A 15,971-nucleotide genomic window follows, 5' to 3' on the forward strand; every position below is an offset into this window, starting at 1 on the left:
ATTAAATTCTATCCTCCATCAAACTCCCTAATTTATTAACAAATTCCTTCGCAACATTTTCACCATCAAACTCATATAAGAGAGTTTTGACTTCTTCAAAACTTAATTTAGAATTCTTATATTTTTGGCAAAAACTTTCGAATTCTGTGGAGTAATCTATAGTATTTCTTTCCCACTCATTTACTATAAACACTAACGGATATTTCCTTAAGTAATAGAGTGCAGGGTCCTCTGGAAACTTCGAGAAGTGAATTATTGGTTTACCAGAACTCATATATTCGAATATTTTTCCTGGGACTTGAAACTCAACTGAATTACCTATATTAACTAATATATCCGCCTTCATCAAAGAATTTAATGCAGTATCCCTAGATTGCATTGGGAGTATTGTGAACTTTTCAATATCGTCAACATATTGTCTAAGTGTTTCTTTGCTGAAATTGGTCAGTAATGTAAAATGTATATTATTTAGAACCGAGAAAAAATCCAATGCATATTTCGGATTACGAATATCTTTGTATAGTCTCCCAGTAAAAAGACAATTTATTTTATCTGAACTGAAATTAATTTCGGCAGCTTCTTCCTCTTTGTACTCTATTCGCTCCATATTTGCAAAAGGAACTGACTGGAATTTCTCCATAAATTTATTGAGTGGAGTTTTTTTATAGAAATTAAATAACTCTGGTGTTAAGAATACTTTATCGCACTTATTAAACATCCGAAATTCATCTTTTAAAAGCCTATTCCGCTTTTTTTGACTCTTCGTTACTTCTTTATTAAAGCTAAATGGATCAAACTCATATATAAACCATTTAATTGGATCTTTTATCTTGTTAATAAATTCTTCTGCAATATAATGACTCTTAAATGGTTGTGAAATAGACAAAACAGCATTATATTTTTTTTGATTATGCAATTCAAGACATTTTCCAACTACTTCTTGTATCTGCCATCCACCTGTTTCCTTTTCTTTTGCAAATGCACAATATTTTGCATAGTAGAGTCCCTTCAAACATAATGAAAATATTCTAGTTAGTAGTTTTAAAACTTTAGTTGAGTTTACTTGTTGCGCCTCATTTAGAATGACTGCATTCATGGTTCTATAATCATCTACCCTATATATATTAACATTATGAATTCTTTCATATTTAGGAAAAGATACTTGCTTTCTATTTGTAACTACATCAACTTCGAAACCACTATCAATCATTTTTTTTACTAAGGGTTCAACGCAATTAGCTACAGAGGAAGGTACCGGTGAATGATTACCCATAACTATAAGAATCCTTTTCATAACTTCCTCCAAACCATTCTGTTAACAATTCCAGTATAGCTCTGAATTATTTTTATCACCTTTACACTAACATTTTCATCTGTATAATACAGTACATCGGCTCCAATTTCATTATTAACATTCATCTCGACCGCCATATCTACAGATTGGATAACTTGCTCAGTTGTTATATTACCTATTATCATGTTTCCTTTATCTAAAGCTTCAGGTCGTTCAGTGCTTGTCCTAATGGAAACTGCCGGAAACTTAAAATATGAAGCCTCTTCAGCAATGGTACCACTATCAGATACAACACAATATGCATTACTTTGAAGATGGTTATAGTCTGAAAACCCAAATGGCTGCATGCTTCTTACATAAGGATGGAACTTAAATTGGCGCTCTTCTATAAATCGTTTACTTCTAGGATGGGTACTATAAATAACTGGCATATTATATTTTTCTGCCATTACATTAATTGCATTCATAAGTTCAATAAAGTTTTGCTCGTTATCAATATTTTCTTCACGATGTGCGGATAGTAATATATACTTCCCTTTTTCTAAGCCAAGAGTTTCCATAACCTTACTACTATTAATTTTATCTACATTATTGCTTAAAACTTCAGCCATTGGAGATCCTACAACATATGTCCTTTCTTTAGGTACACCTTCAGCGTTCAAATATCGTCTAGCATGATCTGTGTAACAAAGATTAACATCACTGGTATGATCTACAATTCTTCTATTAATTTCCTCAGGCAGATTTTCATCAAAACATCTGTTACCTGCTTCCATATGAAAAATAGGTATTTTCAACCTTTTCGCAGATATGACACTCAGGCATGAGTTTGTGTCTCCCAGAACTAAAACTGCATCTGGATTTTGCTGAACCATTAGCTCATAAGATTTAGAAAGAACATTCCCCATTGTCTGTCCCAGGTTATCTCCTACAACTTCTAAGTAATGATCTGGTTCTCGTAATCCCAATTCTTCAAAAAACACTTGATTAAGTGTATAATCATAATTTTGACCTGTATGAACCAATATGTGGTCAAAGTATTTATCGCACTTTTTAATTATCTCTGAAAGTTTAATTATCTCAGGGCGTGTACCGACTATAGTCATAACTTTTAACTTTCTCATTTATTTCCCATCCCTTTATTTAAAATAATGTGGATAAAGATATTTATGATTTTCCATCCACTTTTTCAACTCAATAATCATTTCATCATAACTTGGTACCACAAATGAAAAGTCTTTTCTATTATTAATAAGCGATTTATCTACAACAATGGTTTCACTTGGTAAAATGCGTATAGATTCATTTTTCATGTACTTATTAAAAAGGTTAAGTAATTCAAACTTGTTAATTACTTGATTATTCACTAAATTATACAACCCTGTCAGATTTTCTTCTAATGCTTTTTCCATCGCTTTTACTAAAGTTAACGTTGTAACACCAGTCCATTTTGCTTTTGTAAATCCCTCAATTTCACCTTCTTGTTGCATGAACCAGTTAAAAAGGCCAATGCCCTCTTCATTCATATCTGGACCTATTATTGAATTTCTAAAAGTTAAATCTTTATTATTGTCAAGTTCACCTATTGCTTTAGTTCTATCATAAAATGTTTCTCCATCTTTAATTGAGTCTTCTCTATAACCGCCTGTTTTTCCTGAAAAGACACAATCTGTACTCATATGGATAACTCTTGTTTTCATATTCCTAGTAATCTCACTTAAATAATGGGGTAAGTATCCGTTTAATAAAATTGCAGCAGATTTGTTTATATCAGCGTCTTTATTTAAGATACCTATCGCATTAATAACTACATCATAGTTTCCTTTTACAATGATACCTTTTAAAAAAGAAAAGTCAGTAACATCACCAATTATATTATCGCAATATTTAAACCGCCTTCTGCTAAAGGCGGTTACATTATGACCCTTTTCTTTTAGATAAATAGATATAATATGACCTGCCATTCCAGTTGAACCTAGAACTAGAATATTCATCTTTTAGCCCTCCAGTTTCGTAATTCTTCCTGGATATATTCTAATTGAAGAAGTTTGTCCTTTATAGCATTTATATTAAGCTGTTCAGTATTATGGGAATTATAATCCTCTACTTGTTGCAACTTCTCGTTCCCTTCAACAAAGTATTTATCATAATTAAGGTCTCTTTTATCAGCCGGAACTCTATAAAAACCACCTAAATCTTCAGCTACTAAATGTTCTTCTTTAGTAAGAAGAGTTTCATACAATTTCTCTCCGTGACGAGTACCAATAATCTTTATGTCGTTATCTACCTCAAATAATTCTTTAATTGCCAATGCTAAGTCACCAATAGTGGAAGCTGGTGCTTTTTGAACCATAATATCACCAGCTATTGCATTTTCAAATGCAAAAACAACAAGTTCCACTGCTTCCTCAAGACTCATCAAAAATCTAGTCATATTTGGATCTGTAACAGTTAAGGGCTGACCACTTTTTATTTGATCAACAAAAAGTGGTATAACTGAACCCCTTGATGCCATTACATTCCCATACCGCGTACCACAGATTAGAGTCTTTTTCGGATCAACTGTTTTTGACTTTGCCACAAAAACCTTTTCCATCATAGCTTTAGATATGCCCATTGCATTGATAGGATATGCAGCTTTATCAGTTGAAAGGCAAATACACTTTTCCACTCCATATTCAATAGCAGCAGTTAATACATTCTCGGTGCCTAGTACATTAGTCTTTACAGCCTCAAGTGGGAAAAATTCACATGAGGGTACTTGCTTTAATGCAGCAGCATGAAATACAAAATCAACTCCATGCATAGCATTCTTTATACTTGTGATATCACGAACATCCCCTAAGTAATACTTGATTTTATTGCTTTTATATAACCGCCGCAGATCATCCTGTTTTTTCTCATCCCTAGAAAAAATACGAATCTCATCTATATCTGTATCTAAAAAACGGTCCAGCACCGCATTCCCAAAACTACCGGTACCACCTGTAATTAGTAAAGTTTTATTTTTAAACATCTATATTACTCCTTTTAAATGTTTGTACTTTGTGATTTCGGGTCAATTCATTCTTTTCTCTGATTATAGATTCTTGAAACTATTCTTCCTATTATATTCGATCCCTTGAAATGCTATAATTATTGCCCAATACACCCAAAGCCATTCGTTACTAATATTTGAACTATTACTTATACTCCCTACAATGAAACCAGCCATACTACACATAATTCCCAATGATATAGTTATATCCTTTTTATCATTTGAATTCCTATATCTTTTATAAAAGCTTTTAAACAGTTTGAAATAAAATATTATATATAAAGTAAAAATAATCACACCATAGCCAACTAATATTTCCATCCACCAATTATGCATATTTACTATTCCTTCTGTGTAATATTCACTATAGTTTGCCATCCAATATTCAATATTACCAGCTCCAGTTCCAAAACCAAATGTGTTGGATAAAAATATATATCCATTCTTTATTAAATTAGTTCTAACTGTGTCAGAGCTAGTCTCACTTGAAAAACCAAAATGAAGATTGTTATTAACCATTTGTAAGAAGTTATCAAATAGGTTAGGCATTAACATTCCCATTGTAAATAACACTGCCAAGAAAGAGATAATTGCTGCCCTTGTTCTTCTATTTTTCAGAGAAAAATACACAAAGACTGCGAAGGCTAGTATTAATCCAAGTATATTTGCACGAGAACTGGTCATGAGTAATAAATATACTGATGAAATAATAGTGGCTATATAAATTATCTTTATTAAGAATCTTTTTTCGTTTACTGCACAAATATAGACAATAAAAATCGAAATTAGTATAAATGTCGCAAACCCATTTGTATTATGGAAAATTGAAACTGGGTGATTATTCAGTGCATATAATGAAATAAGTTCACCACTCAAGAACATATAATTACCCGTAAGAACTTCGTACCAACCAATTAGATTGTGAATAATAATCATCATTACCATGAAACGAAAAGTTGTTAAAATATCACTAGTTTTTTTTAAGAACATGCTGAAAATAATGATACACGCAACACCTAAACTTAAGAAGTAAATATTACGTATCCATGCATCATAATCTTTTACCCAAATAAGTGTGAATATTGAATATATTAACCAAAATAACATAAATTTTATTGAATAATTACTTTCCTTTTTCGTAGACAATTGAATACTTGCATTAGTTTGCAACAATATTATAAATATAGCCAACACCAAAAATAAAATTAGACTTCGAAATATCGATAACTGAAATACACCTAAATTTATTGAAAAAATACTAGCTCCTAGCAAAGATGTTAAAGCACTAAGATATACAACTATTTTTAACATATATTTTTCAAATCCTTATTAACCTTTATTCAAAAGGGATTCATAAACTCTAGTTAGTTCCTTTGATATAGTCTGAGGCCCGAATTTGGCCCTACTTAAGTAGGATATATTTTTTCTATCATAATAATTAGCATTTATATATACATCATATAATGCTTTTGAAAGTTGATCTGAGTCATCCACATTTACTAATATTCCATTTTTTTCTGTTATAAATTCTTCTGGACCCCCACATTTTGTAGCAATCACAGGCAGCCCCATAGATAAAGCTTCTATATAAACCACACCAAATGTTTCAAGTCTTGATGCCAAAACAAAGCAGTCACTTTCACTCATTTTTTCAGCGATCTCTTTTCTATTAGCTAAACCCATTAAGAATACTCTGTTCATTAATCCGTAATCTCGAATCATTTTTTCTAAATGTTTACGTTCTGGTCCTTCTCCATATATATATAACTTTACTTTTTCCACACCTTTGAAGGCATTATAAAAAGATTTAATTAGAAGGTCCATACCTTTTCTTTCTATCAGACTACCAGCTGATATAAAATAGAAATTCCCATCCTTTGCTTTTTGCATTTTAAATTCAAAATTATTAGTATCTACTATATTTGGTATAACTATTGATTCTTTATTGAAACTTTCCTTGATGTTAGCAGAAAGAGAATTACTTACAGCAATAACCTTATCTATACGAGGGTATGTATAGTCCCCCATTTTCTTTAGATAAGGGGCAATCTCTTTTTTATTTATACCTGAGGAATGTTCCGTCAACACCAAAGGTATTTTTGAGTCCTTAAATACTTGTGTAGCAACGTAGCCAGTACTTACAAAATGTGCATGTATAATAATAGGTTTACCATACTTTTGTTCAATAATTTTATAAAGTCTCTTAAATGCTAAGACTTTCATCCTGTTGAGTATAGGCTTAGGGATATTCCCACAAGGAATATTAATAGCTTCAATTTGAACCCCATCTTTTTGAAAGCTCTCAAAACCCCAATGCCTTGATCTCCTAAAGGATCTTAAGTCTATTGCAGCAAAAATAACTTTATGACCAGCCTTTGCCAACGCCTTTGCTTGATCAAACTCAAATATTCCATTCATTTTATATTTCTCTGTTGGATATCCACGAGATATAATTAAAATATACATATATATCCCTTCCTATGATTGTAATTTTAATTAAAACTATATTTGAGAAATACCTACTCTATTTTCCAACTTTCTTAATATAATTTATCAAGTATTAGGTTAAAGCTTAAGGTCCTTAATATAGCTTTGCATTTTACAATATGATTTTTGCTAATGTTAAGGAATAGGACTATACTAAACTTTCTCCACTAACAGTTATTAAGGTAATTCTTTATTAAGAGTGATTTCCGTTTAATTTGTTTAACATATACAGCTAATAATAAATTTAATGAGGTCTTTCAAAGCATTTACTTTATTAATCCTCATAAATTTTTACAATATCACTTGCGATATTATTCCAACTAAATCTTTCTACTTGATTAACAGTATTATCACTATAACTTTTATAATTATTGATAACTGTTATTATCCCATCAGCAATGTTATTTGGTTCATTAGGATTAATTCCTTCGCCTACGGGATATTCGTTAAACAGTCCATCAACACCTTGATTTTTTGTATATATAATTGGGAGCCCCTGTGATAGCGCCTCTACAAAAACTAATCCGAATGTTTCCTTAAATGAAGGCATTAAGAAAATATCAGAATTCCTATAGGTTTTTATCAATTCCTGCATATTTTGTCGACCTAGAAAAAATACCTGTTCCTTACATTTACATTTCTGAATATAATTATCTATTTTTTGTTTATACTTTTTGTGTTTCTTATATTCTATATCTCCTACTATTGTTAAATTACACTCAAACCCTTTTTCATTTAAAATTTCTATTGCCTTGATTGAATTTAATTGATTTTTATTAGCATTAATCCACCCAACTTGCAGTATATTGTATTTTTCATGAGTAGGAATTGATTTCTTATTGATATTATTTAACCAAAAGTCATTGATTCCATTTGTCATAACTTCTGAATTCTCTTCAATTTTATCTCTTATACTTTTATCGTTAATTAGCGACATCAAATTGTTTTTTAAAGCAAACGATACAAAAATAATTTTTTTAGCTTCAAGTAAAATATTAATGCCTGTTTTTCTCAACCATAATATTCTTTTATAAAAAGCCTCTATATCTGTATTTCTTACAGAAACAACATATTCTATGTTAAAATCCTTTTTTAGTTTATATGCAATAATACCATTTGAAAACAATGTGTGAGCATGAACTAATTCTAAATCATTTATGTTATTTATGTTGTTTAATAAAGATTTATATACTTTATTTGATTTCCTAAAGAAGAAAAATCTATCTAGATTTTTATAACAAACTGAGTGGAATACCTCATATTCTGGGGTGCTACTAATATCTAAATGATTTTTAAATGGTACAAAAACAGTTTGATTAACACCAAGTTTATTCAATTTTGAAAACATAACAGAATATAAATTATTATCTCTATAATCATTACATATGTGTAGCACATTCATTTATATTAACACCTCAAATATACTTTAGATCCAAAGTGCAATGTATAGAAACATTTTATTTTCTTTAGATTTAAGTATAATAATACTGTTTTTGAAAAATCATCACTACCGAACACCTTCGATAGACAAAATGTAATGATGATCACTGACATTTATAGAACTTTCGGATACATATCTAGAAATTGTACTCAGAGGGTTGACTCTCTACAAGTTAGAAATATTAATATGTTCTAATGAAGATTCATTAATTATTTTCAAGAGCCTCATAATAAGTAGAAATAATATTATCTTGATATGATTGTACTGAAAAATCCTTATCAATAATATGGTTAGCCTGATCTATTCTATTTATTAATTTATCATAGTTTAATATAGCCTTTTTGATTGCATCATTTAAACTCTCTATTGTATTTTCACTATATAAAAATCCTAATCCTAATTTAGAAATATTTTCTGATTGCGCTCCAATATTTAGACTAACAGGTATTAGTCTATATCTAACCCCTTCAAATAATACAAGTCCAAATGTCTCAGGTGATACTGATGGTAAGACTAAAACTTTAGATTCTACTAATAATTTTTCTAATTCTGGACGATCAAGGAACTTATTTGAAATAAAGACTTTTGACTCAATACCATTTTCTTTAATTTTTTTAAAATAATATTCTTTCTCCGGACCATCACCGAGAATATTTAATTTTAGATTAGAAAGGTTATCATCTTTTATAATTTGAGCAAAAGAATCAATAAGCATATCAACATTTTTTTCTTTGCTAAATCTCCCAACAAATGTGATTAAATTCCTTTTTGAGTCGTAATCACCAATGTTTGGCGCCATCTCAATTGGATTAGGTACAACTTTTATATTCTTAAATTTATGTCTTGACTTTATTAAAAGCTGTTGTAAGTACTCACTTGGAGTTACTATACAATCATATAATGAATAATTATTTGTTACTTTTTTTCTAATTATGAAATCGATATATCTAAATGTAGAAAATATATATCCTCGTTTATCACATTTATTTTTGATTACTCTACTTTCCTTACCAAATTTAATACAATCAGTACAAATACTTCCCTTTCCATATGAATAACAACTGTAAACAGGACAAGCTAACCCATATCCATGGGATGTAAAAACAACTTTAGCTTCCTTTTTATACTTCTTAATTGCAAACAAAATTCCCAAGCTTAAATTCGCACTTGCATGTATATGAATAATATCAACTTTATTTTTTTTCAAAAATTTAGCTAATCCAAAATAGTTCTTAGGAATAAAAAAGTAAGAAAGGATTTTTTTGATTGGATTTTTATAGTCACTTATCCTATTTAGATCTATGTCCGCAATACTTTCGTCATCAGAATGAAAAGCCTTAATTACTTTAACATTAGAATCACTTATACTATTATTGACTCTAAAAACTGTCTGTATTCCCCCACCTTTTTCTGAATGTCCTATACTTAGAATTTTAATCACTTTATATGAACCACCTTAGTATACATATTCTAGATTGATAATGTATGATTGGAAAAAACATCAACACTCGTTTAACTAAAAAAAACTCTTTTTTATTTAAAATTTCCATAGCTCGAGACTAATTCAAGTACTTATTTACTAAGTCATTAGATATTTAAATGGTACCTAAAGTCGCCAATAACTATATCCGCATTTTTCAATCATATCTTTATCTAAAATACTCTTAACATCAACAATGACTTTTTCCTCATTTGGAAACTCTCCAAAAAGACCGTCTAACTGCTCCACCTTCATATCCCTAAACATATCATGAGCCACAGCAAATACTAGACAATCTGCATCATTTATCATATCTAGAGGAATTAAATCAACACCATACTCATGTTTTGCATCCACAGGGTCTGCATATGGATCAACAATAATCGGATCAATATTATATTCATTGAGGCGTTTAATAATATCTTCTACTTTAGAATTACGTGTATCAGGGCAATTTTCCTTAAACGTGATACCTAAAATTACAACCTTTGCCTGTTTGACTACTTTATTAGCAAGAATTAACTTCTTAATGATTGCATCAGCAACAAATTCACCCATTCCATCATTAATCTTCCTTCCAGATAAAATTATTTGCGAGTGGTATCCAAGTTTCTCTGCTTCATATATAAAATAGTACGGGTCAACACCAATACAGTGCCCACCAACTAGTCCAGGATTAAATTTAAGCGCATTCCACTTCGTATTCATAGCGTTAACTACTTCTTGTGTATCAATACCCATACGATCAAAAACCATTGCAAGCTCATTCATAAAAGCTATATTAATATCTCGTTGGCTATTTTCAACCACTTTAGCAGCCTCCGCTACTTTAATTGAACTCGCACGATGAACCCCAACTTCAATAACCAGTTCATAAATTTTTGCAATTTCTTCTAATGCTTCATTATCTGTGCCAGAAACAATCTTTATAATATTCTCTAATCGATGTACTTTATCACCGGGATTAATACGTTCTGGAGAATATCCTACTTTAAAGTCAACACCACACTTTAAACCTGACTCTTTTTCAAGAATAGGAATACAAATGTCCTCAGTAACCCCAGGATAAACCGTGGATTCATATACCACAATCGACCCTTTAGTAAGATTTCTTCCGATTGTTGCACTTACTCCTTCTATAGGGCGCAAATCTGGTGTCTTGTCCGCATTTATTGGTGTGGGAACCGCAACAATGTGAAACTTTGCCTCTTGAAGCTTAGTTTCATCAGTCGTAAATTCTACTGTAGTTTTAGCAATAGCTTCATCACCAACTTCATTCGTAGGATCTATACCGTTTTTATACTGCCCAATTTTATGTGCATTTAAATCAAATCCGATAACGTTCACCTTCTTAGCAAAAGCAACAGCTATTGGCATACCTACATAACCTAACCCAACTACTGAAATTTGTTCCTCTCTATTAACTACTTTTTTGTACAAGCTCATTTAATTGTTCCTCACTTTCATCCATATTCTCAACAATTTCAATCAATTTGTCTGTTAATCTATTAAAATCAAAAAGATAGGCAGTTTCGCGCGCATTTTTCCCCATCAAAATATTATTTCTTTCATCACTACTTGCTGTAATTATAGCCTTAGCAATCTCTTCTGCATTTTGCACAGGAGCACTAATTCCACAATTATATTTTTCACAAATACTAAAACCAGTTGTATATGTTTGAACAATACATTTCCCAGCCGCTAAGTATTCAAAAAACTTATTTTGACTTTGGCCATACTTATCAAGAGAAGTGCTTGAATTGTGAAGTATATTTATATACGATTTTTTAAGTATGGATGGCACATACTTTTTTTCAACCCGACCTTTAAAGATGACATTATTAATTTTCTCCTCATTACAGCGTGTTTTAAGCATCTCACTTTCATCTCCAGATCCATATATCAAGAACCTGATATCTTTTCTACCCTGGTTTTGAATTAGTTTTGCAGCATCCAACAGCATTCCAATATTATTAACTTTTCTAATAGAACCAGCATAAACAATATTTTTAAAATCTTTATTATCTAAATCCGGATCATGTATCTTGTATTCTTCACTATTTTGATCAAACGCATCAATAACTACTCCATTACTTATATGCTTGATTTTTTCTAAATCAATTTGTTTATCCCATCTTTGATCCATAATATACTTTCTGCCTCCTTCCCATGTCATAATGACAGAGTCGGCATTTTTATATATCCACTTTTCACCTAGATATAATACTTTTGCAATAATACTGTTCCTTTTTAAAGCACCATAAGCAACAATGCTCTCAGGCCATAAATCCCTCACTTCACATATGCATGGTATCTTAAATTTTTTTGCTATCTTTATTCCTGCAATCAAGGTCAGAGGGTGAACACTTGAGGCTAAAATTACATCAGGTTTACCATGAACACTTGCATATTTCTTAGAAACCAAAAATAAATTCTTATAAAATGCAATCATGTTCTTAATTCTTTGTTTTCCGTTTCCTTTATAAAATGGTGTTTTTACAAAAACAAATGGAATGCCATTAACCTTTTTTGATATATATTTAAAATTACCAGTATCCATAGTCTCATTGGAATTATGAATAGTAGACGCGCAAAATATAGTAGGGTTATACCCTTTTTTATTTAAATTCTCAGCAAACCAAAAGTGTCTGCCGGCTTGATCATTAAACATATTGGTGGCATAATGATTCCAAATCCAAACATTCCTTTTCATACTTTGTACTCTCCTCAATAATACCTTTTTAGTACTAGTACTCTTTATCTTAATTATCCCCTATATAGAGGGAAAAACGATGTAGATTCATCAAAATCAGTTTCTGCACTTCTGAGCTCAACTAAATCTCGATATTTTTCTTCATTAATTATCTTAGTACCAATTGAAAAAGTAGTATCTGAATTTTTATTAAATACTTTTTTAAATTTATAAAGGCTATCCTCTTTACTACTAAGCCCACCACCTAAATGGAAGGTTTTATATCCGTTCTCACTACCCCAGCAAGCTGCTTCATATAATAATAAGTTTGTCGGGGCCAAATGCTGATAATTTCTATCTGATGCTGATAAATGATAATGTATCTGCTGATTAGAGAACAATATAATGGACATTGCAATGACTCTCCCTTCATACAGGGCATAAAATACCATTGAATTATATTTTAAGTCGTTGAGGACACTTTCATAAAAGTCTTTATTAAAGTAGTAATAGTCCTTTGCATTATCTTTATCCATAGTTGCATTATATAAATCTATAAATTCTTCAAATAACTTACTATCTCTTCCCCAGTATATTGAAACTCCCGACTTTATTGCTTTCCTAATTACATTTCTATTTTTACTAGTAATTCCACTCCATATCTGTGCCTTGGAACTTAATTCTACTGTTATAGTTCTTCCAAGTTTAGTTATGTCATATAATTCTTCCATTACTTCACTATTGTTAAGAACTGGATGAAACCGGACGAATTCACTAATAATTCCTTTTTCCCGACATTTAAGGATATACTCCTCATTTAATTTTAGTAGATTGTCTTGGGTTACTTTACCTTCAATTAAGAATCCTCCATATCCATATGGGGTTGTAATATCATAATATGTGTTTTCAGGTAATTTATCTGAAAATCTTACATCACTTGCTATATCCCGTATCATCACTACATTAATAGCTTTAAAATCCTTGCCTTCATAATAAAAAAGTGCTGGTTCACCGTCACCATGGATTGCAAATGCCTTGGTATATCCAGACAGATAATAAACATCATAATCCTTAAAGCTTTTAACTATCTCGTCCCATTTTTCATCTTCGCTCGTAGTTATTACCGATAGATTTCCTTCAGGTATTACTGATACATTACTCTCAGTTGCTACTGGCACATTTCTTCCCTCCTACAATATCTTCTTCATGTACCGTCTTTCTGTGATATAGCCAATAGAATCATACATATTAATCGCTTGTAGATTTGTTTCCGACACAAATAAATCAATAATTTTAATATCATACTGCCTGGCAACTCTCTCTGCCTCTTTCATCAATTGGCTTCCAACCTTTTTTCCTCTAAATCGTTCGTCTACAATAATTTGATTAATATGGAGACGCATTTCTCCAAAATAGTTATGTTTATATAGCCATAAAAAACCAGCTAATATTTCTCCTTCATATGCCCCTATCAATATCGCATTTTGTTGATTGATATAATCAGGAATTAGATTAATTTTTTCAGTACATAAACTAGTACTCTGTTCTTTAGAAATATTTAAATTTGTAACGTATGTTTCAATTAATAATTCTAAAATGGTAACCTTGTCGGCTTGAAAGTCATCTATTTTTAATTCTTTAATTATCAAAGAGTGATCTCCTTTCTACATCTAAATCTTTTAAAGGGGCTTGGTCAACAACAGTAACACCTTCTCGTTTAAAGGCTTTGAATATCGTTTTTAAGATAATTTTTAAGTCTAAAAGAAAAGTTATATTATCCACATATTCGACATCTGTTGCTAGTCTACTATCCCACTTGAGGTTATTCCTTCCGTTTATCTGTGCTAAGCCCGAAAGTCCTGGTCGAACAGAGTGTCGTAGCCTTTCAGTTTCAGTATAATAGGGCAAATATCTCCCTAATAACGGTCTTGGACCGATAATAGACATATCCCCTTTAAGAATATTAAATAATTCAGGCAGTTCATCCAATGAAGTAGAACGCAATAATTTTCCAAACCTCGTCAATCTAACACTATCAGGAAGTAGAGTACCATTCTTATCTCTTTCATCTGTCATCGTCCTAAACTTATACATCATGAATATTTCTTCATTAAGGCCAGGTCGCTCCTGTTTAAATAAAACTGGACTGCCTAGTTTCGTTCTCACAAGTACAGCAACTACTAGTATTACTGGACTAAGAACAATAATGGCAATTAATGATAGTATGAAGTCCATCGGTCTTTTTATAAATCTTCTATAAATACCACCTTTGGAATTTTTCATTACTTAAACCACAACCCTTTGATATTCTCCACAACTCTTTCTAAGTCCTCATCCGTCATCTTCGTATCAGACGGCAAACAAACCCCATTCTCAAACAACTTTTCCGATATACCTTCACCCACAAAATCATACTTTTCAAAGAACGGTTGCAGATGCATCGGTTTCCAAACCGGCCTTGACTCAATATTCTCTGCTTCCAATGCATTAAATACATCAATTGGTCGTACTTTACCAGTCAACGTAATCGAACTTAGCCAGTAATTCGGTTCATCCCATTCATTACTAGGCATGAATTCAACACCTTCAAGTCCACCAAGCTCTCTTTTATAAAACTCAAAAATGTAGTTCTTTTTGGCAACTCTTTGATCTAACACTTTAAGCTGCCCTCTACCAATCCCAGCAACAACATTACTCATCCGGTAATTAAATCCTAATTCACTATGTTGATAATGCCTTGCTTGATCTCGGGATTGAGTGGCCCAAAATCTTGCCTTAGCAATTCCCTCTTCATTATTAGAAACAAGCATACCACCCCCGGAAGTTGTGATAATCTTGTTTCCATTAAAAGAGAAGATGCCATAGTCACCGAAAGTTCCAGTATGCTTACCTTTATAGTAAGTACCTAGAGACTCAGCAGCATCTTCAATAACCGCTACGTTATGCTTCTTACAAATCTCCATAATTTTGTCCATATCTGCTGACAAACCATATAGATGAACGACCAGTACCGCCTTTACTTCTGGATACTTTTCAAAAGCTTCTTCTAATGCTTTTGGGCTCATATTCCAAGTTTCATAATCACTATCTATAAAAACAGGAACTGCATTTTGATAGATGATTGGATTTGCAGTAGCAGAGAAAGTAAGTGTCGGACAGAAAACAACATCCCCTTCTCCAACTCCTGCTGCTTTAAGAGCTAAGTGAATTGCAGCTGTTCCTGAAGACAGTGCAGCAGCAGACCTTGAGCCAACCTTCTCAGCTAATTCTCTTTCAAATCCATTTACATTTTCACCAAGGGGTGCAATCCAGTTTGTATCAAAAGCTTCCTTAACATATTGCATTTCATAACCTTCATCACTCATATGTGGTGAAGAGAGGAATATTCTTTCTTTCACTTTTGTCGACTCCATCTTCTAGACTTCCTTCCCATGTTAAGTTATTATTTTAGTAGATTAGGACTTAATTAGAATCTGTTATTCTTCAATTCCAATCAACTACTAAACCACTAAATCTTATCTATATTTGATAGCCACCTCG

Annotated in this window: 14 protein-coding genes; all 14 read right to left on the reverse strand. The window is 31.5% G+C overall.

Features of this window, described 5'->3' with window-relative positions:
• Position 1: 1 nt before the first annotated feature.
• The 14 genes from BQ5321_RS00410 to BQ5321_RS00475 all read right to left on the reverse strand — a co-directional run bounded on the left by BQ5321_RS00410 (position 2) and on the right by BQ5321_RS00475 (position 15,829).
• Entirely contained in the window at positions 2-1,294 is a 1,293-nt protein-coding gene (locus BQ5321_RS00410) for a glycosyltransferase family protein (protein ID WP_071392694.1), read from the reverse strand.
• Positions 1,291-2,418, reverse strand: a complete 1,128-nt coding sequence (gene wecB / locus BQ5321_RS00415; protein ID WP_071392695.1) for a non-hydrolyzing UDP-N-acetylglucosamine 2-epimerase — start codon at positions 2,416-2,418, stop codon at positions 1,291-1,293. The genes BQ5321_RS00410 and wecB overlap by 4 nt, the downstream gene beginning before the upstream one ends.
• Positions 2,419-2,433: 15 nt before the next feature.
• Complete coding sequence (locus tag BQ5321_RS00420) at positions 2,434-3,288, reverse strand: SDR family oxidoreductase (RefSeq protein ID WP_071392696.1); 855 nt, start codon at positions 3,286-3,288, stop codon at positions 2,434-2,436.
• Positions 3,285-4,310, reverse strand: coding sequence for a polysaccharide biosynthesis protein (locus BQ5321_RS00425; RefSeq protein ID WP_071392697.1), 1,026 nt, complete (start codon positions 4,308-4,310; stop codon positions 3,285-3,287). Before BQ5321_RS00425 ends, BQ5321_RS00420 begins: the two co-directional genes overlap by 4 nt.
• Before the next feature lie 63 nt (positions 4,311-4,373).
• Positions 4,374-5,642: an O-antigen ligase family protein gene (locus BQ5321_RS00430; protein ID WP_071392698.1), complete on the reverse strand. Its 1,269-nt coding sequence runs from the start codon at positions 5,640-5,642 to the stop codon at positions 4,374-4,376.
• Positions 5,643-5,660: 18 nt separating this feature from the next.
• Positions 5,661-6,797: a glycosyltransferase gene (locus BQ5321_RS00435; RefSeq protein ID WP_071392699.1), complete on the reverse strand. Its 1,137-nt coding sequence runs from the start codon at positions 6,795-6,797 to the stop codon at positions 5,661-5,663.
• Positions 6,798-7,092: 295 nt separating this feature from the next.
• Positions 7,093-8,220 carry a glycosyltransferase family 4 protein gene (locus BQ5321_RS00440; RefSeq protein WP_071392700.1) on the reverse strand — a complete coding sequence of 376 codons (1,128 nt, stop codon included), beginning with the start codon at positions 8,218-8,220 and terminating at the stop codon, positions 7,093-7,095.
• Between the two features lie 244 nt (positions 8,221-8,464).
• Positions 8,465-9,700: a glycosyltransferase family 4 protein gene (locus tag BQ5321_RS00445; RefSeq protein ID WP_071392701.1), complete on the reverse strand. Its 1,236-nt coding sequence runs from the start codon at positions 9,698-9,700 to the stop codon at positions 8,465-8,467.
• A gap of 165 nt (positions 9,701-9,865) precedes the next feature.
• The gene (locus BQ5321_RS00450) at positions 9,866-11,185 is read right to left on the reverse strand and encodes a nucleotide sugar dehydrogenase (protein ID WP_071392702.1); all 1,320 of its coding nucleotides are present in this window, start codon (positions 11,183-11,185) and stop codon (positions 9,866-9,868) included.
• On the reverse strand, positions 11,160-12,452 hold the full coding sequence (locus BQ5321_RS00455) for a glycosyltransferase family 4 protein (RefSeq protein ID WP_071392703.1): 1,293 nt from the start codon (positions 12,450-12,452) through the stop codon (positions 11,160-11,162). Before BQ5321_RS00455 ends, BQ5321_RS00450 begins: the two co-directional genes overlap by 26 nt.
• A 53-nt stretch (positions 12,453-12,505) precedes the next feature.
• The gene (locus BQ5321_RS00460; RefSeq protein WP_200798699.1) at positions 12,506-13,609 is read right to left on the reverse strand and encodes a lipid II:glycine glycyltransferase FemX; all 1,104 of its coding nucleotides are present in this window, start codon (positions 13,607-13,609) and stop codon (positions 12,506-12,508) included.
• Between the two features lie 12 nt (positions 13,610-13,621).
• Entirely contained in the window at positions 13,622-14,080 is a 459-nt protein-coding gene (locus BQ5321_RS00465; protein WP_071392704.1) for a GNAT family N-acetyltransferase, read from the reverse strand.
• Positions 14,070-14,714: a sugar transferase gene (locus tag BQ5321_RS00470; protein WP_071392705.1), complete on the reverse strand. Its 645-nt coding sequence runs from the start codon at positions 14,712-14,714 to the stop codon at positions 14,070-14,072. Before BQ5321_RS00470 ends, BQ5321_RS00465 begins: the two co-directional genes overlap by 11 nt.
• Complete coding sequence (locus BQ5321_RS00475; protein ID WP_071392710.1) at positions 14,714-15,829, reverse strand: DegT/DnrJ/EryC1/StrS family aminotransferase; 1,116 nt, start codon at positions 15,827-15,829, stop codon at positions 14,714-14,716. The genes BQ5321_RS00470 and BQ5321_RS00475 overlap by 1 nt, the downstream gene beginning before the upstream one ends.
• Between the last annotated feature and the right edge of the window lie 142 nt (positions 15,830-15,971).

Source organism: Bacillus tuaregi (genome assembly GCF_900104575.1).
GTDB lineage: Bacteria > Bacillota > Bacilli > Bacillales > Cytobacillaceae > Bacillus_BD > Bacillus_BD tuaregi.

Coding starts and splice junctions, on each gene's coding strand:
- BQ5321_RS00410 (WP_071392694.1), bottom strand. CDS start 1,294: ATGAAAAGGATTCTTATAGTTATGGGTAATCATTCACCGGTACCTTCC.
- wecB (WP_071392695.1), bottom strand. CDS start 2,418: ATGAGAAAGTTAAAAGTTATGACTATAGTCGGTACACGCCCTGAGATA.
- BQ5321_RS00420 (WP_071392696.1), bottom strand. CDS start 3,288: ATGAATATTCTAGTTCTAGGTTCAACTGGAATGGCAGGTCATATTATA.
- BQ5321_RS00425 (WP_071392697.1), bottom strand. CDS start 4,310: ATGTTTAAAAATAAAACTTTACTAATTACAGGTGGTACCGGTAGTTTT.
- BQ5321_RS00430 (WP_071392698.1), bottom strand. CDS start 5,642: ATGTTAAAAATAGTTGTATATCTTAGTGCTTTAACATCTTTGCTAGGA.
- BQ5321_RS00435 (WP_071392699.1), bottom strand. CDS start 6,797: ATGTATATTTTAATTATATCTCGTGGATATCCAACAGAGAAATATAAA.
- BQ5321_RS00440 (WP_071392700.1), bottom strand. CDS start 8,220: ATGAATGTGCTACACATATGTAATGATTATAGAGATAATAATTTATAT.
- BQ5321_RS00450 (WP_071392702.1), bottom strand. CDS start 11,185: ATGAGCTTGTACAAAAAAGTAGTTAATAGAGAGGAACAAATTTCAGTA.
- BQ5321_RS00455 (WP_071392703.1), bottom strand. CDS start 12,452: ATGAAAAGGAATGTTTGGATTTGGAATCATTATGCCACCAATATGTTT.
- BQ5321_RS00470 (WP_071392705.1), bottom strand. CDS start 14,714: ATGAAAAATTCCAAAGGTGGTATTTATAGAAGATTTATAAAAAGACCG.